Origin of the sequence: Castellaniella sp. (assembly GCF_049673105.1) — a bacterium.
Lineage (GTDB): Bacteria > Pseudomonadota > Gammaproteobacteria > Burkholderiales > Burkholderiaceae_B > Castellaniella.
Map to the genome: position 1 here is coordinate 19,663 of NZ_JBATXG010000006.1, position 24,986 is coordinate 44,648.

Genomic DNA, 24,986 nt, shown 5'->3' on the forward strand with positions numbered 1-24,986 from the left:
TTTTGTTTCATCCCATGCACAATGGCATTCATTGAATTTTATTAATGTTATCAGGGATTCAACATGACAATCATTCATAATCTTGGTTTTCCTCGCATTGGCGCCGATCGGGAATTGAAGCGGGCCCAGGAAGCCTATTGGGCCGGCAAGGCGGATCGGGACAGCCTGCTGGCGACCGGGCGTGAGCTGCGGGCCCGCCACTGGGCAGTGCAGGCGCAAGCCGGGCTGCAGTGGGTGCCGGTCGGGGATTTCGCCTGGTATGACCAGATTCTGGAATGGAGCACGCTGCTGGGCGCGGTGCCGGCCCGCTTTGGCCAGGACGAGTCCGCGCCGGTCGAACTGGATACCCTGTTTCGGATGGCGCGGGGCCGTGCGCCGTCGGGTACGCCCGCTGCGGCGTGCGAAATGACCAAATGGTTCGATACCAACTATCACTACATCGTGCCGGAACTGCATCCCGGCCAGACGTACCGGATTGCACGCGAATCCCTGTTTGAACAGGTGGCCGAGGCCCAGGCGCTGGGGCATCGCGCCCGCCCGGTCATTCCGGGACCGCTGACCTGGCTGTGGCTGGGCAAGGGTGATGCTTTCGCGCAGGGTGGCGCCGCCGACGAGGGCAAGCTGGCCTTGCTGGCCGCGCTGTTGCCGGTCTACGAACAGGTGTTGCAGCGTCTGGCCGCCCAGGGCGTGGATTGGGTACAGATCGACGAACCGGTTCTGGTGCTGGATCTGCCGGCGGCCTGGAAAAAGGCCTTTGCCGATGTGTATGCTCGCCTGACGGTACAGGGGCCGAAAATCCTGCTTGCCACCTATTTTGGCGGCATCGGCGATGCGCTGGATGTGGTGCAGTCCTTGCCCGTGCACGGCCTGCATGTGGATCTGGTGCGGGCGCCCGACCAGCTGGATGCGGTGTTGGCTGGGGTGCAAGGCGAGCAGGTGCTGTCGCTGGGAATCATCGATGGACGCAATGTCTGGCGCGCGGACCTGGATCGGATCCATGCGCAGGTCCAGGCGGCTGCCGCGCGCCTGAAAGACCGTCTGTGGCTGGCGCCGTCGTGCTCCTTGCTGCACACGCCGATCGATCTGTCTCTGGAAGCCGGCCTGGATGCTGAACTGCGCAGCTGGCTGTCGTTTGCCATCCAGAAACTGGACGAGCTGCGCTTGCTGCAGGCCCTGGTCGACGGCACCGCCGGCGCGGCCGAACAACAGGCGCTGGACGCCGCCCGTCAGGCGCTGCGCAACCGCGCCGCATCAAGCCGCATTCACCGGGCGGATGTGGCCGCTCGGCTGGCGGATTGCGGCACGATCAGCCGCAACCGGACGCCGTTTGCTCTGCGTATCCGTAGCCAGCAGCAACGCCTGGGGCTGCCGGCTTTTCCGACCACGACCATCGGTTCCTTTCCGCAGACCCCCGACATCCGCGCGCTGCGCCGTGACTGGCGCGCGAGCACGCTGGGCGATGCCGCCTATGAAAAAGCGATACGTGCGGAAATCGAGCGTGTGATCCGTTTTCAGGAAGAGGTCGGCCTGGACGTGCTGGTGCATGGCGAGCCCGAACGTAACGATATGGTGGAATATTTCGGCGAGCTGCTGGCCGGCTTTGCCTTTACCGCCTACGGCTGGGTGCAGAGCTATGGTTCGCGCTGCGTCAAACCGCCGCTGATTTTCGGCGACGTGGCCCGGCTGGCGCCCATGACCGTGGCGTGGTCGTCTTATGCGCAATCCCTGACCGACAAGCCGGTCAAGGGCATGCTGACCGGCCCTGTGACGATTCTGCAATGGTCTTTCGTGCGCGACGATCAGCCGCGCGACCAGACCTGCCGCCAGATCGCCCTGGCGCTGCGCGACGAAGTCCTGGATCTGGAAAAGGCCGGCATCACCGTCATCCAGATCGACGAGCCGGCGTTCCGGGAAGGCCTGCCGCTGCGCCGGGGCGACTGGGCCGCCTATCTGGACTGGGCGGTGGATAGCTTCCGTCTGAGCACCAGCGGGGTGCGCGACGACACGCAGATCCATACGCACATGTGCTATTCGGAATTCAACGACATCATCCAGGCGATCGCGGCGATGGATGCGGACGTGATCACCATCGAAACCTCGCGCTCGAATATGGAGCTGCTGGGCGCCTTCGAGGACTTCGCTTATCCGAACGACATCGGCCCGGGGGTCTATGACATTCATTCGCCCAATGTGCCCCAGGAAAACTGGATGGTGGATCTGATGCGCAAGGCGGCTCAGCGTCTGCCGGCGGAGCGCTTGTGGGTCAACCCCGATTGCGGCCTGAAAACGCGCGCCTGGCCGGAAACGCGGGCAGCCCTGGAATCCATGGTGCACGCAGCCAGGACCTTGCGCCAGGCCGCCTGATTGCGGAGCTCGTCGGACGGGGGCTCATAAGAGAATGCTTATGCACGGTATAATCGAAAGATTAAATAGATTCTGGCCTTTTGCATTCCCATGCCCTTGTCCCCGCCGACGAGCCCCCGTCAACCTTTGCATACGCGATCCATTCGCGTCCAATCCTATGCGCGGGAAGACGGCCTATGGGACCTGGAAGCCGAACTCATAGACACGAAATCCTACGAGTTCCCCCTGCATGACGGGCAAGTGCATCCCGCAGGCGCCCCCATCCATCACATGCATCTGCGCGTCACCATCGATGCGCAGTTCACCATCACCGATGCCCAGGCTGCTTACGACGCTGCTCCCTATGGGGAATTTTGCAGCGCGATCGCGCCGGACTACGGCGATCTGGTCGGCCTGAATCTGCTGCATCAATTTCGTCAGCGGGTGCGCGAACGCTTTGGCCGTACGGCGGGCTGCACGCATATCACTGAACTCACCAATGTCCTGCCGACTGCTGCCGTCCAGACGATGGCCGGCCAGCGGCGGCAGAACCCGGACGGCCAGCGCCCCTTTCAGCTGGACGGCTGCCACGCGCTTCGGGTGGATGGTCCGGCGGTGCAGAAACACTATGCACCCTGGTATGTTTCCCCGGCAGAGCGACATGAAAGCTAGACTTCCGGGCCTAGCCCAGGCTGGCGGCCCGAAACGGTCCGCTAGTGGTTTTCTTTTTTTCTTTACTGACAGGTAACTCATGAAAATTCACGAATATCAAGGCAAGGAATTGCTGAAGAAGTTTGGCGTGACTGTCCCGCGTGGCATCCCCGCGTTTTCGGTCGAAGAAGCCGTGACTGCAGCCGAAAAGCTGGGCGGACCCGTCTGGGTCGTCAAAGCGCAGATTCATGCCGGTGGTCGTGGAAAAGGCGGCGGCGTCAAAGTCGCCAAATCGCTGGACGAGGTCAAGACCCTGGCCGGCCAGATCCTGGGCATGCAGCTGGTCACGCACCAGACCGGCCCCGAAGGCCAGAAAGTACGTCGCCTGTACATCGAAGACGGCGCCGACATCCAGCAGGAATACTACCTGTCCGCCGTGACCGACCGTGCCACGCAGAAAGTGGCGTTCATTGCCTCCAGCGAAGGCGGCATGGACATCGAGGAAGTCGCGCATTCCACCCCGGAAAAAATCATCACCGTGATGATCGATCCGCTGCAGGGTTTCACCCAGGCCGATGGCGACAAACTGGCCAAGGGCGTGGGCATGCCGGCGGACTCCGTCGCTCAGTTCATCGACATCTGCCAGAAGGTCTATACCTGCTACATGGAGACCGATGCCGCGCTGGTGGAAATCAATCCCCTGAACCGCGACAGCAAGGGCAACGTCATCGCTCTGGACGCGAAGTTCAACTTCGATTCCAACGCGCTGTTCCGTCATCCTGACATTCTTGAATACCGCGACCTGGCCGAAGAAGACCCCGCCGAAGTCGAAGCCAGCAAATACGATCTGGCCTACATTCAGCTGGACGGCAACATCGGTTGCCTGGTCAATGGCGCCGGTCTGGCGATGGCCACCATGGACACGATCAAGCTGTTCGGCGGCGAGCCGGCCAACTTCCTGGACGTGGGCGGTGGCGCCACGGCGGAAAAGGTCACCGAAGCCTTCAAGATCATGCTGAAGAACGACGGCGTCAAGGCCATTCTGGTCAATATCTTCGGTGGCATCATGCGCTGCGACGTGATCGCGGAAGGCGTGATTGCAGCCTGCAAGGCGGTCAACCTCAGCGTGCCGCTGGTGGTCCGCATGCGCGGCACCAACGAAGAACAGGGCAAGCAGATGCTGGCGGCCTCGGGCCTGCCCATCATCAGCGCTGACACCATGGCCGAAGCCGCGACCGCTGCCGTCGCCGCTGTGAAATAAGCATTACAGGGAATAGAACATGTCGATTCTGATCAACAAGGACACCAAGGTCATCACCCAGGGAATCACCGGCAAGACCGGTCAGTTCCATACCCGCATGTGCCGTGAATACGCCAACGGCCAGGCGGCGTTCGTTGCCGGGGTGCATCCGAAAAAGGCCGGCCAGGACTTCGAAGGCATCCCCATCTACGCCTCCGTGAAAGACGCCAAGCAAGCCACGGGCGCGACCGTGTCCGTCATCTACGTGCCGCCTGCGGGCGCTGCCGCCGCCATCTGGGAAGCCGTCGAGGCCGACCTGGATCTGGCCATCTGCATCACCGAAGGCATTCCCGTGCGCGACATGCTGGAAGTGCGCAACCGCATGCGCGCCGAAAACCGCAAGACCTTGCTGTTGGGCCCCAACTGCCCCGGCCTGATCACGCCGGATGAAATCAAGATCGGCATCATGCCGGGCCACATCCATCGCAAGGGCCGCATCGGCATCGTCAGCCGCTCGGGCACGCTGACCTACGAAGCCGTGGCGCAAGTCACGGAACTGGGCCTGGGCCAATCCAGCGCCGTGGGGATCGGCGGCGACCCGATCAACGGTCTGAAGCACATCGACGTGCTGAAGATGTTCAATGACGATCCGGACACGGACGCGGTCATCATGATCGGTGAAATCGGCGGCCCCGACGAGGTCAATGCCGCGCAGTGGGCCAAGGACAACATGAAAAAGCCCGTGGTCGGTTTCATCGCGGGCGTCACGGCCCCTGCCGGCAAGCGCATGGGTCACGCCGGCGCCCTGATTTCGGGCGGCGCCGACACGGCCGATGCCAAGCTGGAAGTCATGGAAGCCTGCGGCATCCGCACGACGCGCAATCCTTCGGAAATGGGCAAACTGCTCAAAACCGTGCTGTAATTGATTGTGTATTGACGGGGCGGGAATGCTCGCCCCGTACCAGGAAAGGCCCGCCCGGCGGGCCTTTTTCACGAGCACTCCACCCCGGCACAGGGGCCGTCTGCCCGCGAGGATAAAGACAAACAGGAATTGACACATGCTGCTGACTTGGCTGGAGCAATTGCATTGGGGGGCGGTGCTGCAGATCGTCCTGATCGATATCTTGCTGGGGGGCGACAACGCCGTCGTCATCGCCTTGGCGTGCCGCAAGCTGGATCCTCGTCGGCGATTGCAGGGCATTCTGTGGGGAACGGCGGGCGCCATCGCCCTGCGGGTCATCCTGATCGCTTTTGCCCTGGCCCTGTTGACGGTGCCGTATCTGAAGATCGCAGGGGCGGTCCTGCTGCTGTGGATCGGCGTCAAACTCATGCAGTCCGACGATGATGCCTATGAGCAGGTCGGCGGCGCCCAGTCTGTCTGGGCGGCGGTGCGCACCATTATCGTGGCGGATTTCGTCATGAGCCTGGATAATGTCGTGGCGATCGCTGCTGCCGCTCAGAACACCATTGCCGATCACCAGATCCTGTATGTGGGTTTCGGCCTGCTGCTCAGCGTTCCCATCATCGTGTGGGGCAGTACGCTGGTGCTTAAACTGCTGGACCGTTTCCCGATGCTGGTTACGTTTGGCGCCGGCCTGTTGGGCTGGATCGCCGGCGGTATGCTGGTCACGGATATTGCGCTGGCTCCCTGGCTGGCGTCGGTGGATGGCGCGTCGCTGCGTTTGATCGCGGAAATCGCCGGCGCCTTGTTGGTGATCGGAACCGGTCTTTGGCTGGCCCGCCACCGTGCGGCGCAGGTGAAAAACAAGGTTGCTTCATGAAATTGAAACGCCCCTCTTTATTGCAAGCCCTGATGGCTCTGGCTGTCATCGGCTTGCTTGCCCGTTTGCTGCTTTCCAGGATAACGCTGTAATGTCTTTCGCTACGCCAGAAAAACTCGTGATCGCCACCCGGGCCAGCCGCCTGGCCCTATGGCAGGCCCATCATGTACGGGACCGCTTGCGGCAGCTGTATCCCGATTGCCGGGTAGAGCTGCTGGAAATGACCACGCGCGGCGACCAGATCCTGGATCGCACCCTGTCCAAGGTCGGCGGCAAGGGCTTGTTCGTCAAAGAACTGGAAACCGCTTTGCTGGATGGGCGCGCCGATCTGGCCGTGCATTCCCTGAAGGATGTGCCGGTTGACCTGCACGATCCGTTCACCCTGGCGGCGATCCTGGATCGCGCCGATCCCTGCGATGCGCTGGTGTCCAATACGGCATCCAGCCTGGATGATCTGCCTGCGGGCGCCGTCGTGGGCACATCCAGTCTGCGGCGCGAAGCGCAGTTGCGCACGCGCTATCCCGGCCTGGTCATCAAGCCCTTGCGCGGCAATCTGGATACACGGTTGTCCAAGCTGGACCGGGGCGACTATTCCGCCATTGTGCTGGCTGCCGCCGGCCTGCAGCGCCTGGGGCTGGGCGACCGAATCCGGGCCGTGCTGCCGGTGGAACTCAGTTTGCCGGCTGCAGGGCAGGGCGCTTTGGGCATCGAGACCTTGGCGGCGCGCGCCGACATGGCCGCCTGGCTGGCGCCTCTGGTCAGCGCCCAGACGACGGCTTGCGCGCTGGCGGAACGCGCAGTCTCGCGCGCGCTGGGGGGGTCCTGCCAGGTGCCGCTGGCCGCTTACGCCGTGGCGCAGGCAGATGGCCTGTGGTTGCGGGCGCTGGTCGGCGAACCCGATGGCAGCCGGGTGCTGCGGGCCCAGGCGCACGGCGCTGCCGATCAGGCGGAAGCGCTGGGGGCCGCAGTGGCGCAGGATCTGCTCGGCCAGGGCGCCGACGTCATCCTGGCCCGCCTGTCGGTCTGATGACGTGCAGGGCCAGCCATCCGCCGCTCAGGTGCTGCTGACGCGTCCACAAGGGCGCAACGAATCCTTGGCGCAGGCCTTGCGCCAAGCCGGCTTGGCGGTCCTCGAAGCCCCGGCGTTGGCGATCCACTGGCTGGATACCCCGCGTCCCTTGCCCAGCGCCGGCGATTTGCTGGTTTTTGTCAGCGGTCAGGCGGTGGCCGCCTATTTTTCGCAGCAGTGCGCCCCTTGGCCAGTGGGCGCCTGGGCGGGGGCGGTGGGTAGCGCCACGGCCCAGGCCTTGCGGACCCATGTGCCGCCAGCCCAGATCCTGGCGCCTGCGGATGGCGCGCCGCCGGATTCCGAATCCTTGCTGGCCGTGATCCAGGCGCAGGCATTGCCTGCCGGGCAGGCGCACATCCTGCGCGCTACTCGGGGGCGAGACTGGCTGGCGGACGGCTTGCGGCAACTGGGCTGGCAGGTAAGCTGCCATGCCTTGTATCAGCGGGATCCCTGCGAATGGGATGCCGTTGTTTGCGCCCGGCTGGCATCCCCGACGCCCCTGGTATTGCTGGTGACCAGCCTGGAAGCGCTGTCGGCCATCGAGGCCAGTTTACGGGCCTGCCATCTGGACTGGCCGCCAGTCCTGCATGTCGTCACGCTGCACGAACGCATCGCGCGGCGTTTACAATATCTCTACGCTGACCGGCCTGACGGAATGTTGCACATCACGATGAGCGGTCCCGATGGGGCTGCTTTGTTTCAGGCTATAGTGGCAGCATCCCGACAGCTTTCCTGAAGGACCTGAACGCCGTCATGAGCGAATCCGATCACAGCACGCCTTCCTCTTCCCCCGATTCCGCCGCGCCCGCATCGGTCCCGACCAGGGCGCAGGCCTCACCCCGGCGTTCAAGCGGCATAGGGCGCGTGCTGTTGGTCATATTCGTTTTGATGGCCTTGGTGCTGGCAGCGGCGCTATACGAACAAAACCGCCAATATCTGGCCCTGAAGGGCGATTTCCAGCGCCAGCATGACGACAATGCGCAGGCGATTCAGGATGCTCGCACCCAGGCCGCTCAGGCCCTGTCGCTGGCGCGCCAGCAGACTGCTCAGGTCGAAGAACTGCGGGGCGCGCTGGAATCCACCAGCAGCCAATTGCAGGAACTGGATCAGGCCCTGCAACTGATGACCGACAGCGGATCCGACCTGCTGCTGATCAATGACATTGACCAACTGGTCACCATCGCCCAGCAGCAGTTGTCCCTAGGGGGCAATGTTGCCAATGCGATCATTTCCCTGGAAGCCGCCCAGGCGCAGCTGGCGCGGGCCAACCGTCCCAATCTGGCCGCCTTGCAGCAGTCCGTCAATGGCGACCTGGATCGTCTGCGGGCCGTGGCCACGGTCAATCTGCCGGCTTTGTCGGCGCAGCTGGATCAGTTATCCGACCTGATCAGCACGGCGCCGCTGCTGGTGCCGGACGCCGCCACCGCGGCGGATCCAGCCATCACCGCCGCGCCCGCTGCCGCCGTGGCGCCGTCAGCCGTGGCGGACCAGGGGACGTCTCAAACCCCGGCTGCCACGGGATGGCAGGGTGTCCTGCAAGATAGCTGGCACTGGACGCAGGACGCGGCGGCGCAGGTGACGCAGGATTTACGCAGCTTGTTCGATATTCGTCGGGTGGGTGATTCCGCTGCCTTGCTGTTGTCGCCGGATCAGGCGCAGCGGTTTCGCGAGGGTCTGAAGCAGCGCACCATCACCGCGCAACTGGCGCTCATGATGCACCAGTCCCGCATCTGGAAGTCTGAACTCGACCGGGTTGCTCGGGCGATCGATCAGCGTTACGACATGCGCGCCGAAGCCTCGCGCCAGGCCCTGACGCTGGCCCGGACCCTGCACGACACGCCGATCGAGGCAAGCCTGCCGTCGATGAGCAATAGCCTGGCCGCCATCGCCGCCGCGCGGGATGCCGAGGCCGCACAGGACGACAATGCGTCCGACGATCCGGATGCGCCCATCCAGGACGACAGCGCCCCGGCTGTGCAGACGCCCGCTGGCGCCGGCGCGGTCTGATAGGGGGACGTGATGCGATCCTGGATCTGGACCCTGATTCTGCTGGCCGTCGCCGTGACGCTGGCCCTGATGGTCAACGACCACAGCGGCAATGTCATTATCGTGGCGCAGCCCTGGCGGCTGGAAATGTCCTTGCCGTTGGCGCTGGTCTTGGCCTTGGTGGCATTCATCGCGCTGCATTGGCTGCTGCGCCTGCTGCACTGGATGGGCAACAGTCCCGACCGTTTGCGAGCCTGGCGCGGTCGCCGCGCCCAGCGCCGAGACATCGTCCTGCTGGAAAGCGGCTGGATCAATATTCTCGAAGGCCGCTACGTGCAAGCGGAAAAAGATCTGTCCAGCTTGCTGTCGCGCACCCGCTCGGCGGACCGCAAGGTCCTGGCCGGACTCAGCGCCGCGCGGGCTTTGCATTTGCTGGGCGAGTACGCGCGCCGCGACCAGACCCTGCAGTTGGCTCAGGACGGTGCCGGGCAGGACAGCCGCCTGCGGCAAGCCGTCGATACGGTCACGGCGGAAATGTGGCTGGATCAGAACCGCGCCCAGGATGCCCTGGATCTGCTGGAACCCTTGCAGGATGCGTCCTCTCGCTTTTTGCATGCGACCCGCCTGTTGCTGCGGGCGCATCGCCAGCTGGGACATGCGGATCGCGTCTATGCCCTGACGCGGCTGCTGCTGCGGCGTAGCGCCATCGACGAGACTCAGGCGCGGCTGTTCATCTGTGAATCCGCCGCGCAGCGGCTGGAATCCGTCGACGCGTCCGGCTGGAATGCGCTCTGGGGGGATCTCAGCGCCGATGAGCGCCTGACGCCCTTGGTGGCGCTGGCCGGGGCGCGGGCGCAGGAACGCCTGGGCCACCCCGCTGAAGCGGCCCGCATCCTCGGGGCGGCCTTGAATCGTCAGCTGGACGACCGCTTGCTGCGGGCCTATGCGCAGTGTGATGCGGAACAAGCCCGTCAGCGGCTGGGCCATGCCGAACTCTGGCTCAAGTCCCATCCGGATCATCCCGGTCTGCTGGCAGCGCTGGGCCAGCTGTGCCTGGCGGCGCAGCTATGGGGGCAGGGCGAACATTATCTGGAACGCAGTCTGGCGCTGCGGGCCGATATCCATATCCATGCGCTGTTGGGCAATTTGCATGATGCGCTGGGGCATCCCGATCGGGCGCTGCAGCACTGGCGGCGGGCCTGCGAGGCCGCCGACACGGAACTGCCGTTGATCCATCGCCCCTTGCCGGCTGCCGATACCCGCGCGGATCCGCAATTTTTGCGTAGCCCCGCGGGCGCGGTGGTCGCTGCGCCCATCATGCCGATAGCGGCCAGCGCGGCGTATCTGCAGGACAGCAACGAGGAATCGCTGGAAATCGTGCCGCCGCCCGTCACGCCTGCGCCCGCGCAACGCCCGCCGCCATCCGCCGCCGAAGACGATTATTTCGACACCGCGCCTCTGCCGGGCGTCGATATGTCTCTGACCTCTGATCGCAGCGGACAAAAATAGTTTTGTTTTATAGACTGACAAACCAAGGAACTTCATGAGCCTAGATCGTGTGCCGGCCGGCGACAAGCTGCCCGAAGAATTCAATGTCGTCATTGAAATCCCCATGAATGCGGATCCCGTCAAATACGAAGTCGATAAGGCCAGCGGCGCCGTGTTCGTCGACCGTTTCATGTTGACGGCCATGCATTACCCCTGCAATTACGGCTATATTCCGCAGACCCTGTCCGAAGACGGCGATCCCGTGGACGTGCTGGTGATCGCGCCGTTTCCCATCCAGGTGGGGGCGGTGATCCGCTGCCGCGCGCTGGGCGTGATGAACATGGAAGACGAAGCCGGCAAGGACGCCAAGCTGCTGGCCCGTCCGGTGGATAAGCTCTACCCCCCGTATCGCCACATCGACTCCACGGCGGATCTGCCTGCCGAAGAACTGCAGCGCATCCAGCATTTCTTCGAGCACTACAAAGACCTGGAAAAGGGCAAATGGGTCAAGGTCCAGGGCTGGTCCGGGCTGGACGCCGCCAAACAGGAAATCCGCGCTTCCGCCGAGCGTTACGAGCAGGGCAAGTAATCGTTTTGATGCCTTACCCCGGCCCGGCCTTGAGTCGGGCCTTTTACTGAAGGAGTTCTGATGGAAGACACCGTCATTCCCCGCCCGACCCCGGCATCTCTGGCGGTGCAGGGGACACAGGCGCGCTTTCCGGTGCGCCGCATTTACTGCGTCGGTCGCAACTACGCTGAGCATGCCCGCGAAATGGGTGACACGGGCCGCACGCCGCCTTTTTTCTTCGGCAAACCCGCCGATGTCGTGCTGAACGTAGCTGACGGCGCCGAAGGCGTCCTGCCTTATCCGCCCGCGACCAGCGATCTGCACCACGAGATTGAACTCGTGGCCGCTCTGGGTAGCGGGGGGCGTGATCTGACCGTCGATCAGGCCGCCAGCGCGATCTGGGGCTATGCCATCGGTCTGGATATGACGCGTCGCGATCTGCAGGCCGAGGCCAAAAAGGCCGGTCGCCCTTGGGATACCGCCAAAGGTTTTGACCACAGCGCGGTGCTGGGACCCGTGCATCCGGTGTCCTCGACAGGGTCGAAGACATCGGGGGCGATCAGCTTGACCATCAACGGCCAGCCGCGCCAGTCCGGCGACCTGTCCGACATGATCTGGTCCGTGCCCGAAGCCATCGCCTATCTGTCCACCCTGTTTGAACTGAAGGCAGGCGATCTGATCTTTACCGGTACACCGGCGGGCGTTGGCGCCGTGGTGGTCGGCGACCGGCTGCGCGGCGAGATTGACGGCCTGGGCGCTTTGCAGGTGCGTATCGGCTAAGGCATCAGCAGGCACAAGAGCCGTCCGGCGTCCAAGGCTTTTTTGGATACCGGACGGCTTTTGTCCTAGTCGGGAAGTGCGAATAGGCGGGCAGGCCGGGGCGGGGCACACTGGGTTCCTGTCTTGTTTTGCCGGAGTCCGCCATGTCCGCCTGCCGTCATCGCTTCCTGTCTTTATTCAGGCGCTTGAGCGCGCCTGCGCCATTCTTCCCCGGATTCCCCGCCTGCCGCCGTCCTTTTGTCAGGCCGCGCAGTCGATTGGCAGCCCATGTCCGTCAGCGGGGGCAAGCCATGGTCGAGTATGTCGTGGTGGTCGCGCTGGTGGCCGTGGCGGCCATCGCCGTTTATCAGTTGTTCGGCCAGGTCATCCGCGCCCAGACGGCGGCCATGGCGCGGGAAATCGCTGGCGAGGACGGCAGCGAACAATCCCGCATGGCGCAGTCCGCAGCCGAATCAGCGGCGTCCCAGGCTGCCGCTAAAAGCCTGAAATCCTTTACCGGCAACGCAGCGGCGGGGCAATAGCACATGGCTACCCCTCATGCCCAGAAAGGGCAGATGCTGGTGCTGGGCATGCTGCTGGTGGCGGTGCTGGGCCTGGCCTGGGTCCGATATTTTTCCACCGGCCAGGTCGTGGCCGCCAAGGCCAGGATGGTGCATGGTCTGGACGCCGCTGCGTATAGCGGGGCCCTGGTTCAGGCCCGCACGCTGAACTTCCTGTCCTATCTGAATCGCGCGCAGCTGGCTCACCAGTTGGCGATGGCGCATCTGTTGACACTGGGTTCGTGGGCGCATTATGGCGGGACACAGGCGCAGCGTTTGGGTCAGGGCAATCCCCCCGCGCATCTGATCGGTATGTTGTTCGGTGCGGACCAGGGGCGGGCCTATCTGTCGGCGGCCTCTGCTGTTGGGATGGATGTTCAGGCCCAGGCAGGCGAATCGTTGGGGCGGGCCTTTGCCGCGCATGAATCCTTTGTCCACGACTACGCGCAGGATCTGTCTCGCGCCTTGGTGCGGGGGCTGCCACAGGCGCGCCTGGACGCCATACGCGCCGTGTTGGCGGCTCATTATCCCGATCGGCCTGCCCAGGCGCTGCTGCCCGTCGTGTCGGATGACGCGTGGCCGGGCCTGTTGCGCGCGCGGCCAGCGGATGCCGCTTTGTTTCAGCTGCTGCGGGACATGGCGGGCCTGTACGCTTTTTTGGGGCCGCGTCACGCCACGGCGCAGAACGCCTGGTCGGTCGATCCACGCTGCCCTGGGCTGCGGCACGAACTGCGCCGCCGAGGCGACACGGCGCTGGATGCGTCCGGGCGATGGCAGTCCGGGGATACGCAATCTTTTCATGCCGTGCGCTCCAATCGCTGGATTGGCTGCTATTACCGCGAATATGCCATGGGCTGGGCCTGGATGCCGGCGCAGCCGGGGCAGGCCATCGGCGCGGATCATGCGCAGGATGCGCCGCAGGATTTCTCCGAACAGGACTTCTGGCGCTGGGTGCAGGCCGCGACGCAATGGGATCTGCTGGGCGGCCAGGCCAATCCCTTGGCAAATTCCTATGCCATGCAAAGCCGCCAGGCCTGGCCCTCGCGCGGGCTGGCGGGCTATCTGGACGTCGTGCCTGGCAAGGGGCAGCAGGCGGCGGCGGGGTTTGTGGTGCGCCTGACATTGGATGATCCGGCACAGGGGCCGGTCCATGCCCGCAGCGCGGCGGAAACCCTGTTTTCGCGCCCCGATCGCCGGACGGATGGCAGGAACGAATCCGCTCATCTGTTTCAGCCCTATTGGCAGGCGCGGCTGGCGGCGCCGCTGCTGCTGCTCCCCGGAGACTGAGATGGCGCGGATGAGCGATCAAACAGGTCAGGCCTTGGCCGAAGCTCTGGTGGTGCTGGGGGCGCTGGCCAGCCTGTGGCTGGGCGTGGCCTGGCTGGGGCGCGTCCAGGATGCGGCGCTGCAGTTGTCCCATGTCAGCCGTCAGGCAGCCTTTGCCTGGGCGCACCAGGGCGTCCCGGATGCCGATGTGACGGTTCAGGCGCTGGATGACGGCCTGGCCGCTGGCCAGCGCGGTCAAGATCGTCAAGGGAGAGACCTGTTGCCGCACGGCATCGCGCTGCGCCAGGAACCTTTGCCGGCGCGCCCGGGCCGTGGACCAGGGGATCCGGTGGCGGGAGCAACCCAGGCTCGCCAGGAATTGCGGCTGGGGGATGAGACCGTGCGGCGGTTCCAGGCTGGCGCCCGCACCGCCGGTCGGGAGCAGGTGTCGGGCAGTTTGCGGGATTTCGATCAGCTGTCCTTATCCCTGCAGCGTCACACTGCGATCCTCAGGGGCGCCGGAGCGGCTGACGGGGATGACGCCGTGCAGGCGGTGCTGGGCGGTAGTGAGCAGGTCTGGGGGCGTTACGCGCGTGATTCGCAGGCAGCGGGCAGGGTGGCGGATCAGCGTTTGCAGGGCGTCGACGCCGCCTGGGGGCGGGATCGCCCGCGATGGGATTGGCTGGCCGCCTGGACCGGCAGGATTCCAGCACGGCATTTGCAGGCGGAGGGTGCGCCATGAGACGGCTGCGTGCAGTGTTGGGGTGGGGGCTGGCCCTGGCGGCGGCTGTTTTGCCGGGGATTGCTGCCGCGCAGACATGGGACCCGGCAGAGGCGATTCGGCAGGCTGGGTGGGTCTGGGCGGCGCCCGAGCAGTTCGATCTGCAAGGGGCGCAGGTGTCGCTGCAGCGCTTCCAGGCGCCAGGGGATCCTGCGCACGCTGCCCGTCGGCTGGCAGCTGTCTCCGAGGGGCGGTTGACGCGGTTGCAGCTGGATGGGACCGCGCTGTTTCTATCCGGTGGACGAGGGGCGGAACACTGGCTGGCGCAGGTGCAGCCGGGGGCGGAGGGGACCATCGGACTGGTGTCCCGCCTGGTGCCTGTCGCTGCCGCGTCGGCGGCGTTTGATCCTGTCAGCCTGGCGCCTGCCGGTGCTCGCAGGATGCTGCAGATGTCCAGCCGTCCGCCCGCCGATCTCGCGTTGCTGAGCAGCTTCGATTGTCCAGGCACGGTGACGCGGGTAGCGGCTGCCGTGGGACAGGCCTTGCAGGCCGCCCGCTGGTCTGTCGCCGATCTGGTTCAAAACGCGGACTATGCCGCAGGCGCGGATGTTTCGCTGCCAGCGCAATGGCGGCATCCCGATGGCAGCCGTTTGTCCGTCCATCTGCATCCGCGCCGGCAATCCGTTGGCCTGACCTTCCTGTATCGCCCCAAGGAGTCCTCATGATATTGCCCTTTATCCGCCTTCCCAGAGCGGCTGTGTTGGCCGCTCTGGCGCTGGGCCTCGGCGTCCTGGCGGCTGTTTTTCTGGCTCTGCACGTGCGCGAACGGGTCAAGCTGGCCGAAGACCTGGCCCGCCTGCCGATGGTGGAGCGCATCGTGGCGTCGCAGGACTTGCCGGTCGGTACACGGCTGTTGTCCGAACATCTGGCTGTGCGCAGCTTTCCGGCGCAGTGGGTGGGGCATGACAGCCTGCCCGCCGCCCGCTACGCCGATCTGGAAGGCCGTGTGCTGGCGGCGCCCCTGAAGGCGGGCGATGCCATTTTGGCAGCGCATGCCTTGCAACCGCACACGGCGTTTTCCACGCATCTGGCGCCGGGCCGCCGGGCGATCACCCTGCCGGTGGATCAGGTCAATTCCCTGTCCGGCCTTTTGCAGCCTGGCGATCTGATTGATTTGTATGTGTCTTTCGATCATCAGCGCAAACGCTTGACCGCCCCTTTGCTGCAGGGTGTGCTGGTGCTGGCGACAGGCCGCGAAACCCGCACGACCGGATCCGGCGTCGATGAGGCGTCCTATTCGACGGTGACGCTGGATGCGGCGCCTGCGGACGTGGTCAAACTGGTGGCCGCCCGGCAGGCGGGCACGCTGACCGCCATTTTGCGTCATCCAGAAGACGACCAGGCAGACCGGCGCGCTGCTCGGGGCGACTTGGCTGCCTTGCTGGGGATCAATGCACCGGCGGCGCCTGCCGTGCGCAAGGCGGTGATTTTATATGGCGGTTCCAGGGCTCAAGGCATGCCTGCCTGGGCGCGCGCCGGAGGCGGCGCACCTGCCGGTGCCAGGAATGGCTTGTTTGATCTGCCGTCCGGGCAATCCCTGAGCAGCGCCTGGCGGCGCGGCGGTCTGGAAGGGGCAACGACGGGATCCGGCGCGGCGACCGGTTTTCCAATGGATGACATAGACGGCCTGCTGCAGGAAGCGCCCTGGCCGGTGGCTTCCCCGATAGCGCCCGATCCGGAGACGCAGCCATGATCCGCGTGTCGCGTGCGCCTGGGTCGTCTGTCGTCGACAAGACGGCGCCAGGCAGTCACCGCCGTCCGAGGGCATGGCGCTCATGGACCGGCTTCTGGCTGAGCGGCGTGCTGGCGGTGGTCTGGCCCGTCTGCGTGTCAGCAGCGGCGTCCGAAACACGGGTGTCCCTGCAGGCCGGAGAAGTCCGTGTGCTGGGAATTCCGGGGGTGGCGCGGGTGGCGGTGGGGGATGGCCAGATCATCAATGCCGTCAGCACGGACGACCGCGAGGTCATCCTGTTTGCCCGCAAGCCTGGTTTTAGCACCCTGCATGCCTGGACGGCGGATGGGCAGGTGTCCCGCTATGCCGTCGAAGTCTCTCCGGAAGGCGCCCGCCAGCTGCAGGATGAACTGCGCACGGTGCTGCAGCGTATTCCGGGCGCCAGGGTCACGCCCTTGGGGGACAAACTTCTGATCGAAGGCGACGATCTGTCCGATGCGGACCGGCAGCGTTTGTCGGAACTGGGTCGCCGTTATCCGCAATTGCTGGACTTCACCGGGACGGTGGGGTGGGATCAGATGGTGCTGCTCGACGTTCAGGTGGTCGAAGTGCCCAAGACCCTGATGCGGGAACTGGGTTTGCGCTGGGATCCGCAGAGTGCAGGCGGCATCACGGCGGGCCTGGGCTGGGACGGCGGGTCGCGGCGCTTTGCCGATCGGCCCGGCGAATCCGTGTTGCCGCTCTTGTTTCCGGCGGCGCAGGGGGCAGGGTATTTCGGCATCAATGCGCTGCTCTCGGCCAAGCTCAATGCCCTGGCTCAGGAAGGCCGGGCGGTGGTGCTGGCGCAGCCGCAGTTGCTGGCCCGCAGCGGGGCGACGGCAGAATTTCTGGCGGGGGGCGAAGTCCCCTACAGCACCGTGGATCGCAACGGCAATGCGCAGACGGCGTTTAAGCCGTATGGGGTGTCGCTGCGCATCACGCCCTCGGTAGAACGCAGCGGCGCTGTGCGTTCCCGTATCGAGGTCGAGGTCAGTTCCGTCGATACGGCGCTGTCCGTACCCGGCGGGCCGTCTCTGAAGACGCGGCGCACGGCCACGGAATTCAATGTCCGATCGGGGCAGACGCTGGTATTGGCCGGTTTCCTGTCCCGCGATACCGCCGATAACGTCGATCGTATTCCCGGTCTGGGGTCTTTGCCGGTGCTGGGCGCTTTGTTCCGCTCGGTCCGCTTCCAGCGTAACGAGACGGAGCTCGCGATTCTGGTGACGCCGCAGCTGGTGACGGCGGACCATCCCGATGTGCATACCCGGGTGGCGCGCACGACTGCCGTGCTGCGGCAGGCTTTCCCCCAACCGGCCAGCCTGATGAATCCCATCCGCTCGCTGGGGGCTGAACGGCCTCTGGTGGGCCGGGCGGGCTGGAATCCGCGCACCCGCGGTTCAGGGTCTCAATGGCAAGAGGCGCAGCCATGAATGATGTAGAACTTGATCTGCATTTCGAAGATGGCCGCCGTGTGCGCGAACATCATGCCTTGCCCCTGCTGATAGGCCGCGAGCTGGATTGCGGGCTGGTCTTGAAGAGCTGGCGGGTGGCCCGTCATCATGCCCGGCTGTTGTGCCGAGACCATGAAATATGGGTGGAAGATCTGGGGTCGATCTTCGGCTCCTGCGTCAATGGTCGGCGAGTGGCTTCTTATGGGCCTTTGCAGCCGGAAGACGAATTGCTGATCGGGCCCTGTCTGATTCGAGTCCATCTGCTGGGCAGTGGCGGTGCGGGCGGGGGTGACGGTCTGGGCGGGCGACCGCCGCAGCCAAACGATCTGCGGACCCTCGAGATAACGGTGGGTCCCTCGATCGCCGGCAGTGCGCTCGGTGTGGCTGAACCCGCCGCCGCTTTCGGAGACCGCACAGCGTCGCAGGCGCCAGGGCATGCTGCCCGGCAGGGGGGCGATCCGGTACCGTTGCATGGCGCCTCAGCCGTGGCGATCAAGGTGGAACCCGTCCCGGACTTGGATGCCGTGGCGGCACCGCCGCCGGGCCGGGACATCCATCGGCGCCGTCTGCATGAGGCACTCATCGGGGCATTGCAGCTGCGCCGCCGGGACATCGGCGGCATGAGCGATGCCGCCTTGAGGTCCGAGGCGACGCGGGTATTGGCCGAGCTGCTGGAAACAGACGACAGCCTGCCCCGCAATCTGGATCGCGAAGGCTTGCTGCGGGACCTGGTCGACGAGGCGGTCGGCCTGGGGCCGCTGGAACCTTTGCTGGCCGATCCGGGCGTGACGGAAATCATGGTCAACCGCCATGATGAAATTTTCGTCGAGCGGGCCGGGCGTCTGGTGCGCGATCCGGCCAGCTTCAGCAGCGAACAAGCGGTGCTGGGCGTCATCGATCGTATCGTCGCGCCGCTGGGGCGCCGCATCGACGACAGCTCTCCTATGGTGGATGCGCGTTTGCGGGATGGCTCGCGGGTCAATGCCGTGATTGCGCCGGTGGCCTTGCGGGGCGCCAGCCTGACCATCCGGAAATTTCCCGCGCGCCGCCTGGAGATGCAGGATCTGCTGGCGGTCGGCGCCCTGGATGAGGCCATGTCGGCTTTTCTGACGCATTGCGTCCGGCAGCGGAAAAATCTGTTGGTCTCCGGCGGCACCGGATCGGGCAAGACCAGTCTGCTGAACGTCCTGTCCAATGCCATTCCGGCCGACGAACGCATCATCACCATCGAGGATGCCGCCGAGCTGCGGCTCAATCACCGCCATCTTGTCAGTCTGGAAGCCAGGCCGCCCAATCTGGAAGGCCGAGGCCGCGTTGAAATCCGCGACCTGGTGCGCAACGCGCTGCGCATGCGGCCCGACCGTATCGTCGTCGGCGAATGCCGAGGCGCCGAGGCCTTTGACATGCTGGCTGCCATGAACACCGGGCACGAGGGGTCGCTGACCACCCTGCATGCCAACAGTCCCAGGGACGCCTTGAGTCGCCTGGAAACCATGATTCTGATGGCCGGCATGGACTTGCCCCTGGCGGCAGTACGTGAACACATCGCCGCCAGTATCGATCTGATCGTGCAACTAGTGCGGACCGCCGACGGGCGGCGCTTGCTCAGCGCCATCGTCCAGGTCACGGGCATGGAAAGCGGTCGTATCCAACTGCAGGAACTGTTCATCGCTCAGGTCGGCCCGCCGGCGGTCTTTACGGGGTGCGGACTGATGCCGGAGGGATTCCAGGGCGAAGCGGCGCTGGATATCCAGCTTTTTTCTCAGCGCTCGGTATGCCAGGGACAGGCTGCGTTGGGCGATTCCGTGCAGGCGGCGCTATGTTAGCCGCCCTGTTGGTCCTGGTGCTGGGGGCCTGCGTGGCGCTGGGCGCTTGGCTGGCGCTGGGCCGGATCTTCAGGCTCTGGCAGGATTATGACGCGCGCTTGCAAGACGAGGCGCGGCGCACTTTGGATGCCTCTTTCCTGTTTGTCGATGCGGAACGACTGCGACCGCTGTGGTGGGCGGCAGGGGCTGCCGTGTTGCTGTCGGCTGCTTGGCTGGCCGGGCAGTGGTGGGGCGTCTTGCCCGTGCTGGTGGGGCTTGTCATGGCGCCTTCCCTGGTATTGCGGCAGATGCGGCAGCGCCGCGCCCATCAGTTCGATGCGCAATTGCCGGAATTGATGCAGGCGCTGGCGGGCGCGCTGCGAGCCGGCGCGGGCTTGCAGCCGGCCTTGCAGCACATCGTGTCCCAGTCGTTGCCGCCGCTGTCCCAGGAATTTTCATTGATGCTGCGGGAACAGCGTTTGGGCTTGGGGTTCCAGGATGCGCTGAGGCAATTGCATCAGCGCATGCCGACCGAATCCTGCAGCCTGGTGGTATCGGCGCTGGGAATCGCCGCCCAGACAGGCGGCAGTCTGGCCGACACGCTGGAACGCATCGCTCAGACGCTCAGGGCTCGTCACCATTGGTTGGGGCGGGTGAGGGCCTTGACCGCCCAAGGGCGGATGCAAAGCCACATCATGGCGAGTTTGCCCGTGTGCTTGTTGCTCGTGCTCAACCGCCTGGAACCCGAGGCGATGGCTTTGCTGTACCAGACCTGGTATGGCTGGCTGGTATTGCTGGGCATCGTGGTCTTGGAAGGGGTAGGCATCGTCTGGATACGGCGGGTGGCCGCCATCGACGTCTGAAATACCCGGGGTGGAAGGCTTCCTCAGGGGGGGAACATGGTGTGGTTCTGGATGGGGCTGTGGCTGGCGGTCGTGGCGGTTTGCCTGGGGTGCTGGGTGCTGGGCTGGCCCTGGGTCGCTCAGGCGACCAGAGGCGCAGGGATATCGCCCGCGGCGTTCTGGTGGCCTTGGGTCCAGGCCCTGGCGCCCAGCTGCACGGCCTGGGTGACATGGCCCATGCGCCGCCGCTTGCGGCGTTGGGGGCCGCGCGCGGGCTTGTCGGACGCCTGGCGCGCCGAGCATTGGCTGGCGGCGCGCGTGTTGCTGGCAGGGGCGGGGCTGGTGCTGGGGGGCGGCATGGCATGGGTGCTGGGCCTGTCTTTGCGCGCCGGAATCGTGTTGGTCCTGGCGGTTGCCGGGGTGGCCTATCTGTGGCCCGATCAGCGTCTGCGACAGCGGGCGGCGGTGCGACGTCAGGCCATGCAAAGAGAGCTGCCGTTCATGCTGGATCTCATGACCTTGTGCGTGGAAGCTGGTCTCAGCTTGTCAGCCGCCTTGCGGCAGGTGGCGGATCACGCGCCCGCAGGACCCTTGCGCCAAAGCCTGCGCGATGCCAGTGCCCTGGAACGCACTGGGGTGGATCGCAGCCGCTGGCTGGCGCAGTGGGCTGACGGATCGGATCTTGCCGGTGTGCACAGCCTGGTGATGACTCTGGCGCAGGCGGACCGTCTGGGCATGAGTCTGGGACCGTTGCTGCGCGCCCAGGCGGAACGTCAGCGCAGCGAACGTTTTGTGCGTGCAGAAACTCTGGCGCTGCAGGCGCCGGTCAAGATGCTGTTCCCCATGGTGCTGTGCATCTTTCCCTGCACGTTCCTGGTGATTGGCTTCCCGGTGGCGGTCAAATTGCTGGATGCCGGTCTATGAAGCGTTTGGGCGGCCCACGTGATCAGCCTGCCTGGGTGCGGTCTGCGCATGCGCTGCATTTGCGAGAAACCCGCACATTCCGGCAGCGCCTGTTGGGCCTGCACGCCTGGCAGGCGTGGGGCGATACGCCTTGGGGGTTGCTGCTGCCGCGTTGCCGCGCCGTGCAGGGATGGGGCCTGGCGCAGCCCGTGGATCTGCTGTTTCTGGGCAAGGCGGGGGAGATCCTGCGCGTCTTGCCGCAGTGGTCGCCGGGGCGGTGCGCTGTCTGCCCACGCGCCTGGGCGGTGCTGGAACTGCCGCCGGGATATTGCCGGCAGGCTGCTTGGGATCGCAGGATCGCCCAGGCCTGGCGGCGCTGGGCCGGCGCAAACGCTTACGAGACGCTGTCCCGGAAGATCGTGGCGTAGATCGGGTAGAAGCTGCAATACAGCAGGGCGGTGATCAGGATGTCCATGATCAGCGACAGCCAGATCAGCACCGTGGTCGACAGGCCGGTCGCCGCCAACATATCCAGCACCTGATGCAGGCCGAAAAAGACGGCGGCCCAGCTGGCGACGTACAGCACGATGGCCCATTTATTGCGCCAGCAGGCCACCATGGAATAGAACAGGGCGCGGCGTAGCGGCAGCCGATGCCAGCCCATCAAGGCCGGCGCATGCCAGAACAGGGCGGACAGCAGCACATAGAAGCCGCCAAACACGATCATGGGCCGGGTCATGACGCCGGCCAGCGCCTCGTAGTCCGGCTGCGCCTGGTTGCCGATGGCATCCAGCAGTTGCGGCAAAAAGGGCAGGATCGCCACCACGGCGGCCAGGAACGTGCAGCCCAGATAAGCAAACCCCAGACGCAGCAGCGTGCCGGTGACCCCGGCGGTCTGCAGGGGGCGCAGCCACAAGCCGGGCAGCATGCGCTGGCCCAGGCTTAATTGACGGCAGGCGCACAGGGTCAGGAACGTCAGCAAAGGCGTCAGGCTGACCAGCAGGATCTGGCCCAGAATGGGGATGGCGCTGCCCAGATTGATCAGGAAACTGGTGGTGGTGCTCCAGAAGATCATGGCCAGCGGCTGGCGGCGGAACAGGGCATAGCCCTGGACGATCCAGCCCCAGCCGGCGCTGGGCGGCAGAATGGCGGCTTGCAGGGAAAGGGGGTTCATGCGTGGGCCTGAGGCAAGACGGGAGCGTCCTGCGTATCTCGCAATCGCAGGATACGCTCGAAATGGCGCGGATCGTGGGGTTTCAGGGTTTGCGCCGGGCGCGGCAGATAAAAATCATACAGCCTGGAAATCCAGAAGCGCAGGGCGGCGGCCCGCAGCATGGTCGGCCAGGCGGCCTGCTCGGCGGCGGTAAAGGGGCGCTCGGCATGGTAGGCCTGCAGCCAGGCCTGCAGGCGCCGCCGCACGAAGGCGCCGGTGGACCGTTGGATGCACCAGTCGTTCACACTGACCGCCACGTCGAACAGCCAGGCGTCGCAGCCGGCAAAATAAAAATCGATGAAGCCGCCCATGTGCGGCGATTCGAACGTGCCGTCAAACAGGACATTGTCACGGAACAGATCACAGTGCGCGGGCCCCGATGGCAGCGCAGCCAGCGCCGGGCTGGCGGCAAAGGCGTTTTGTTCCTGCACGCAACGGGTCAGCAGGGCGGCCTGGTCCGCATCCAGGAACGGCAAGACTTTGGGCATCGTTGCCTGCCACCAGGGCAGGCCGCGCAGATTGGGCTGATGCAGGGGGAAGTCCTGAGCGGCCAGATGGGCGCGGGCCAGGGTCGCTCCCGCCAGCGCGCAGTGGGCCGGGCCGGGTTCGGGTTCGTAGCCGCCTTTCAGGCGCGTGACGATGGCCGCGGGCTTGTCGTGCAGCACGGTCAGGCGGGTGCCGTCGCGCAACGTTTGCGGTTGTGGTACCGGCACGCCACGGCTGGCCAGGTGGTGCATCAGTTCGATGTAGAAAGGCAGCTGTTCGGCCGTCAGCACTTCGAACAGGGTCAGGACATAGGCCCCCTGCGTCGTATCCAGGAAATAATTGGTGTTTTCGATGCCGGCGGTGATCCCGCGCAGCGCAACCAGCTCGCCCAGGTCGTAGCGGTGCAGCAGGGTGCGGGCGTCGTCGTCAGAGACAGAGGTGAATACGGCCATGAGCGAAACAGGCGGCTGGATGGCCGCAAGGGGGTTGATTCAACGCGGCATTTTAGTCGAAAGTAAAATAGCGGTTCCTTCTGACTGAATTGTGACAATGGCTGATTGGCGTTTGTGTGTGGCCCCGATGATCGATGTGACGGATCGCCACTGCCGGTATTTTCACCGGCTGCTGGCTCCGCGGGCCCGCTTGTATACCGAAATGATCACGACCGGGGCTTTGCTGCATGGCGATGCCGCCCGTCATCTGGATTTCGATGCCGCCGAGCATCCCGTCGCCTTGCAACTGGGGGGCAGCGATCCCGATGCCCTGGCACGCAGTGCCCGCCTGGGGGCCGACTGGGGCTATGACGAAATCAATCTGAACTGTGGCTGCCCGTCGGAACGGGTGCAGAGCGGCGCTTTCGGCGCCTGCTTGATGGCCGAACCGCAATTGGTGGCGGATTGTGTGCGAGCAATGCAAGAGGCGGTGCCGGTGCCCGTGACGGTCAAGCACCGCTTGGGGCTGGACTACGATGAATCCTATGATTTTGTGCGGGATTTTGTCGGGGTCTTGTACGAAGCAGGCTGCCGGGTGTTCATCGCGCATGCCCGCAATGCGGTCCTGAAAGGCCTGTCACCCAAGGACAACCGGGAAAAACCGCCCTTGCGCTATGCCGAAGTCCTGCGCCTGAAACAGGATTTCCCGGATGCGCGCATCGTGCTGAACGGCGGTCTGTCCGATCCGGAAGATTGCCTGGATTGGATGCGGCGCCTGGATGGGGTCATGCTGGGCCGTGCCGCCTGGCATCACCCGGATATCCTGGCTGTTCTGGATCGCCGGATGGGCCAGCAGGGGGACGCGTCCCCCGTAGCGACCGAACCGCTGGACGAGGCGGCCTGGGCCGACGACGTGTTGCAGCGGTTTCTGGCCTATGTGACGCGACAGCATGCCGCGGGTGAACCTTTGCATGTGCTGGTGCGCAGCCTGCTGGGCTGGCGTTCAGGCCGACCGGGGGCGCGTCAGTGGCGTCGGCTGCTGTCCGACCCCAAGGCCCTGCGGGCCGGCGGCCCCGAGGGGCTGCGCCGAGCCTGGGATGCTCTGGTGAGCGGCGGGGATCAGGATTTGCGAGCGGAGGCCCCGACGTCCTCGCTGGGCCAGTCGCGGATATAGGCCTTGAGCATATTGTTTTCGAACTGCTGCGCCTCGACGATGGCGCGGGCCATGTCGTAGAAAGAAATCACGCCCATCAAAGTGGGGCCGTCCATGACGGGGATGTAGCGGGCGTGCTTGTCCAGCATCAGGCGCTGGACTTCGTCGGCGTCCGTATTGGGCGTGACGCTGACCGGAGCATCGTCCATGATGCTGCGCACGGTGAAGTCCCCTGTCTGGCCGTCGTGCTGGTTCAGGTGGTTGATGATTTCACGAAAGGTCAGCATGCCGACCAATTGGCCGTGTTCCATGATGACCAGGGATCCGATGTCCAGCTGGCTCATCGAGGTAATGGCCTCGTGGACGAGCATGTCGGGGCTGCCGGTGTATAGCGTGTGCCCCTTCACACGCAGGATTTCAGAGACTTTCAGCATATTGGATTCCTATGGGCTGTTTTTTTTAATGATTTCCTGGGGAATTTCCGGAAAAAGCCCCC

General features: G+C 65.0%; 25 protein-coding genes. 22 read left to right on the plus strand and 3 right to left on the minus strand.

What is annotated here, in order from left to right; translation table 11 throughout:
• The first annotated feature begins 63 nt into the window (after positions 1–63).
• The 21 genes from metE (at position 64) to WBF69_RS01530 (ending at position 21,635) form a co-directional block, all read left to right on the plus strand.
• Positions 64–2,364 carry a 5-methyltetrahydropteroyltriglutamate--homocysteine S-methyltransferase gene (metE, locus tag WBF69_RS01430; protein ID WP_424260472.1) on the plus strand — a complete coding sequence of 767 codons (2,301 nt, stop codon included), beginning with the start codon at positions 64–66 and terminating at the stop codon, positions 2,362–2,364.
• Between the two features lie 90 nt (positions 2,365–2,454).
• A complete protein-coding gene (locus WBF69_RS01435; protein ID WP_424260474.1) occupies positions 2,455–3,015 on the plus strand; it encodes a DUF2889 domain-containing protein in 561 nt (186 codons plus the stop codon).
• A gap of 79 nt (positions 3,016–3,094) precedes the next feature.
• Positions 3,095–4,255: an ADP-forming succinate--CoA ligase subunit beta gene (gene sucC, locus WBF69_RS01440; protein ID WP_424260476.1), complete on the plus strand. Its 1,161-nt coding sequence runs from the start codon at positions 3,095–3,097 to the stop codon at positions 4,253–4,255.
• Between the two features lie 19 nt (positions 4,256–4,274).
• Positions 4,275–5,156, plus strand: a complete 882-nt coding sequence (sucD, locus tag WBF69_RS01445; protein WP_424260478.1) for a succinate--CoA ligase subunit alpha — start codon at positions 4,275–4,277, stop codon at positions 5,154–5,156.
• 139 nt (positions 5,157–5,295) lie between these two features.
• Entirely contained in the window at positions 5,296–6,015 is a 720-nt protein-coding gene (locus WBF69_RS01450; protein ID WP_424260863.1) for a TerC family protein, read from the plus strand.
• A 91-nt stretch (positions 6,016–6,106) separates the two neighbouring features.
• On the plus strand, positions 6,107–7,042 hold the full coding sequence (gene hemC, locus WBF69_RS01455) for a hydroxymethylbilane synthase (RefSeq protein WP_424260480.1): 936 nt from the start codon (positions 6,107–6,109) through the stop codon (positions 7,040–7,042).
• A gap of 4 nt (positions 7,043–7,046) precedes the next feature.
• Positions 7,047–7,820: a uroporphyrinogen-III synthase gene (locus WBF69_RS01460; RefSeq protein WP_424260482.1), complete on the plus strand. Its 774-nt coding sequence runs from the start codon at positions 7,047–7,049 to the stop codon at positions 7,818–7,820.
• A gap of 17 nt (positions 7,821–7,837) precedes the next feature.
• Entirely contained in the window at positions 7,838–9,091 is a 1,254-nt protein-coding gene (locus WBF69_RS01465; RefSeq protein WP_424260484.1) for a uroporphyrinogen-III C-methyltransferase, read from the plus strand.
• 12 nt (positions 9,092–9,103) lie between these two features.
• A complete protein-coding gene (locus tag WBF69_RS01470) occupies positions 9,104–10,579 on the plus strand; it encodes a heme biosynthesis HemY N-terminal domain-containing protein (protein ID WP_424260486.1) in 1,476 nt (491 codons plus the stop codon).
• 34 nt (positions 10,580–10,613) lie between these two features.
• Positions 10,614–11,147, plus strand: a complete 534-nt coding sequence (gene ppa, locus WBF69_RS01475) for an inorganic diphosphatase (protein ID WP_424260487.1) — start codon at positions 10,614–10,616, stop codon at positions 11,145–11,147.
• Between the two features lie 60 nt (positions 11,148–11,207).
• Positions 11,208–11,906, plus strand: a complete 699-nt coding sequence (locus WBF69_RS01480; RefSeq protein WP_424260489.1) for a fumarylacetoacetate hydrolase family protein — start codon at positions 11,208–11,210, stop codon at positions 11,904–11,906.
• A 290-nt stretch (positions 11,907–12,196) separates the two neighbouring features.
• Complete coding sequence (locus WBF69_RS01485) at positions 12,197–12,427, plus strand: hypothetical protein (protein ID WP_424260865.1); 231 nt, start codon at positions 12,197–12,199, stop codon at positions 12,425–12,427.
• A 3-nt stretch (positions 12,428–12,430) separates the two neighbouring features.
• Positions 12,431–13,732, plus strand: coding sequence for a hypothetical protein (locus tag WBF69_RS01490; RefSeq protein ID WP_424260491.1), 1,302 nt, complete (start codon positions 12,431–12,433; stop codon positions 13,730–13,732).
• A 10-nt stretch (positions 13,733–13,742) separates the two neighbouring features.
• Positions 13,743–14,453, plus strand: coding sequence for a hypothetical protein (locus WBF69_RS01495; RefSeq protein WP_424260493.1), 711 nt, complete (start codon positions 13,743–13,745; stop codon positions 14,451–14,453).
• Complete coding sequence (locus WBF69_RS01500) at positions 14,450–15,157, plus strand: hypothetical protein (protein WP_424260495.1); 708 nt, start codon at positions 14,450–14,452, stop codon at positions 15,155–15,157. The genes WBF69_RS01495 and WBF69_RS01500 overlap by 4 nt, the downstream gene beginning before the upstream one ends.
• A complete protein-coding gene (cpaB, locus tag WBF69_RS01505; protein WP_424260497.1) occupies positions 15,154–16,185 on the plus strand; it encodes a Flp pilus assembly protein CpaB in 1,032 nt (343 codons plus the stop codon). Before WBF69_RS01500 ends, cpaB begins: the two co-directional genes overlap by 4 nt.
• Positions 16,182–17,636 carry a type II and III secretion system protein family protein gene (locus tag WBF69_RS01510; protein ID WP_424260499.1) on the plus strand — a complete coding sequence of 485 codons (1,455 nt, stop codon included), beginning with the start codon at positions 16,182–16,184 and terminating at the stop codon, positions 17,634–17,636. Before cpaB ends, WBF69_RS01510 begins: the two co-directional genes overlap by 4 nt.
• Complete coding sequence (locus WBF69_RS01515; protein ID WP_424260501.1) at positions 17,633–19,483, plus strand: ATPase, T2SS/T4P/T4SS family; 1,851 nt, start codon at positions 17,633–17,635, stop codon at positions 19,481–19,483. The genes WBF69_RS01510 and WBF69_RS01515 overlap by 4 nt, the downstream gene beginning before the upstream one ends.
• Positions 19,477–20,325, plus strand: coding sequence for a type II secretion system F family protein (locus tag WBF69_RS01520; RefSeq protein WP_424260503.1), 849 nt, complete (start codon positions 19,477–19,479; stop codon positions 20,323–20,325). The genes WBF69_RS01515 and WBF69_RS01520 overlap by 7 nt, the downstream gene beginning before the upstream one ends.
• A 36-nt stretch (positions 20,326–20,361) precedes the next feature.
• A complete protein-coding gene (locus WBF69_RS01525) occupies positions 20,362–21,228 on the plus strand; it encodes a type II secretion system F family protein (protein WP_424260505.1) in 867 nt (288 codons plus the stop codon).
• A complete protein-coding gene (locus tag WBF69_RS01530) occupies positions 21,225–21,635 on the plus strand; it encodes a hypothetical protein (protein WP_424260507.1) in 411 nt (136 codons plus the stop codon). Before WBF69_RS01525 ends, WBF69_RS01530 begins: the two co-directional genes overlap by 4 nt.
• On the opposite strand, the gene WBF69_RS01535 is transcribed toward WBF69_RS01530, so the two are convergent.
• Both WBF69_RS01535 and WBF69_RS01540 read right to left on the minus strand, forming a co-directional pair.
• The gene (locus WBF69_RS01535; protein ID WP_424260509.1) at positions 21,602–22,381 is read right to left on the minus strand and encodes a BPSS1780 family membrane protein; all 780 of its coding nucleotides are present in this window, start codon (positions 22,379–22,381) and stop codon (positions 21,602–21,604) included. The two genes, WBF69_RS01530 and WBF69_RS01535, sit on opposite strands and share 34 nt — an antisense overlap.
• Positions 22,378–23,358, minus strand: a complete 981-nt coding sequence (locus WBF69_RS01540; RefSeq protein ID WP_424260511.1) for a homoserine kinase — start codon at positions 23,356–23,358, stop codon at positions 22,378–22,380. Before WBF69_RS01540 ends, WBF69_RS01535 begins: the two co-directional genes overlap by 4 nt.
• A 91-nt stretch (positions 23,359–23,449) precedes the next feature.
• Between WBF69_RS01540 and dusA the strand changes: the two genes are divergently transcribed.
• Entirely contained in the window at positions 23,450–24,511 is a 1,062-nt protein-coding gene (dusA, locus tag WBF69_RS01545; RefSeq protein WP_424260513.1) for a tRNA dihydrouridine(20/20a) synthase DusA, read from the plus strand.
• On the opposite strand, the gene WBF69_RS01550 is transcribed toward dusA, so the two are convergent.
• Positions 24,457–24,924, minus strand: coding sequence for a CBS domain-containing protein (locus WBF69_RS01550; protein ID WP_424260515.1), 468 nt, complete (start codon positions 24,922–24,924; stop codon positions 24,457–24,459). The two genes, dusA and WBF69_RS01550, sit on opposite strands and share 55 nt — an antisense overlap.
• Positions 24,925–24,986: the final 62 nt, after the last annotated feature.

What these genes read in the sequence shown, in the direction of transcription:
- hemC (WP_424260480.1), top strand. Translation starts at nt 6,107, where the DNA reads ATGTCTTTCGCTACGCCAGAAAAACTCGTGATCGCCACCCGGGCCAGC.
- WBF69_RS01500 (WP_424260495.1), top strand. Translation starts at nt 14,450, where the DNA reads ATGAGACGGCTGCGTGCAGTGTTGGGGTGGGGGCTGGCCCTGGCGGCG.
- sucC (WP_424260476.1), top strand. Translation starts at nt 3,095, where the DNA reads ATGAAAATTCACGAATATCAAGGCAAGGAATTGCTGAAGAAGTTTGGC.
- WBF69_RS01525 (WP_424260505.1), top strand. Translation starts at nt 20,362, where the DNA reads ATGGTGTGGTTCTGGATGGGGCTGTGGCTGGCGGTCGTGGCGGTTTGC.
- WBF69_RS01530 (WP_424260507.1), top strand. Translation starts at nt 21,225, where the DNA reads ATGAAGCGTTTGGGCGGCCCACGTGATCAGCCTGCCTGGGTGCGGTCT.
- cpaB (WP_424260497.1), top strand. Translation starts at nt 15,154, where the DNA reads ATGATATTGCCCTTTATCCGCCTTCCCAGAGCGGCTGTGTTGGCCGCT.
- WBF69_RS01515 (WP_424260501.1), top strand. Translation starts at nt 17,633, where the DNA reads ATGAATGATGTAGAACTTGATCTGCATTTCGAAGATGGCCGCCGTGTG.
- WBF69_RS01540 (WP_424260511.1), bottom strand. Translation starts at nt 23,358, where the DNA reads ATGGCCGTATTCACCTCTGTCTCTGACGACGACGCCCGCACCCTGCTG.
- WBF69_RS01465 (WP_424260484.1), top strand. Translation starts at nt 7,838, where the DNA reads ATGAGCGAATCCGATCACAGCACGCCTTCCTCTTCCCCCGATTCCGCC.
- WBF69_RS01550 (WP_424260515.1), bottom strand. Translation starts at nt 24,924, where the DNA reads ATGCTGAAAGTCTCTGAAATCCTGCGTGTGAAGGGGCACACGCTATAC.
- WBF69_RS01470 (WP_424260486.1), top strand. Translation starts at nt 9,104, where the DNA reads ATGCGATCCTGGATCTGGACCCTGATTCTGCTGGCCGTCGCCGTGACG.
- WBF69_RS01495 (WP_424260493.1), top strand. Translation starts at nt 13,743, where the DNA reads ATGAGCGATCAAACAGGTCAGGCCTTGGCCGAAGCTCTGGTGGTGCTG.
- WBF69_RS01535 (WP_424260509.1), bottom strand. Translation starts at nt 22,381, where the DNA reads ATGAACCCCCTTTCCCTGCAAGCCGCCATTCTGCCGCCCAGCGCCGGC.
- sucD (WP_424260478.1), top strand. Translation starts at nt 4,275, where the DNA reads ATGTCGATTCTGATCAACAAGGACACCAAGGTCATCACCCAGGGAATC.
- WBF69_RS01480 (WP_424260489.1), top strand. Translation starts at nt 11,208, where the DNA reads ATGGAAGACACCGTCATTCCCCGCCCGACCCCGGCATCTCTGGCGGTG.
- WBF69_RS01510 (WP_424260499.1), top strand. Translation starts at nt 16,182, where the DNA reads ATGATCCGCGTGTCGCGTGCGCCTGGGTCGTCTGTCGTCGACAAGACG.
- metE (WP_424260472.1), top strand. Translation starts at nt 64, where the DNA reads ATGACAATCATTCATAATCTTGGTTTTCCTCGCATTGGCGCCGATCGG.
- ppa (WP_424260487.1), top strand. Translation starts at nt 10,614, where the DNA reads ATGAGCCTAGATCGTGTGCCGGCCGGCGACAAGCTGCCCGAAGAATTC.
- WBF69_RS01490 (WP_424260491.1), top strand. Translation starts at nt 12,431, where the DNA reads ATGGCTACCCCTCATGCCCAGAAAGGGCAGATGCTGGTGCTGGGCATG.
- WBF69_RS01520 (WP_424260503.1), top strand. Translation starts at nt 19,477, where the DNA reads ATGTTAGCCGCCCTGTTGGTCCTGGTGCTGGGGGCCTGCGTGGCGCTG.
- WBF69_RS01485 (WP_424260865.1), top strand. Translation starts at nt 12,197, where the DNA reads ATGGTCGAGTATGTCGTGGTGGTCGCGCTGGTGGCCGTGGCGGCCATC.
- WBF69_RS01435 (WP_424260474.1), top strand. Translation starts at nt 2,455, where the DNA reads ATGCCCTTGTCCCCGCCGACGAGCCCCCGTCAACCTTTGCATACGCGA.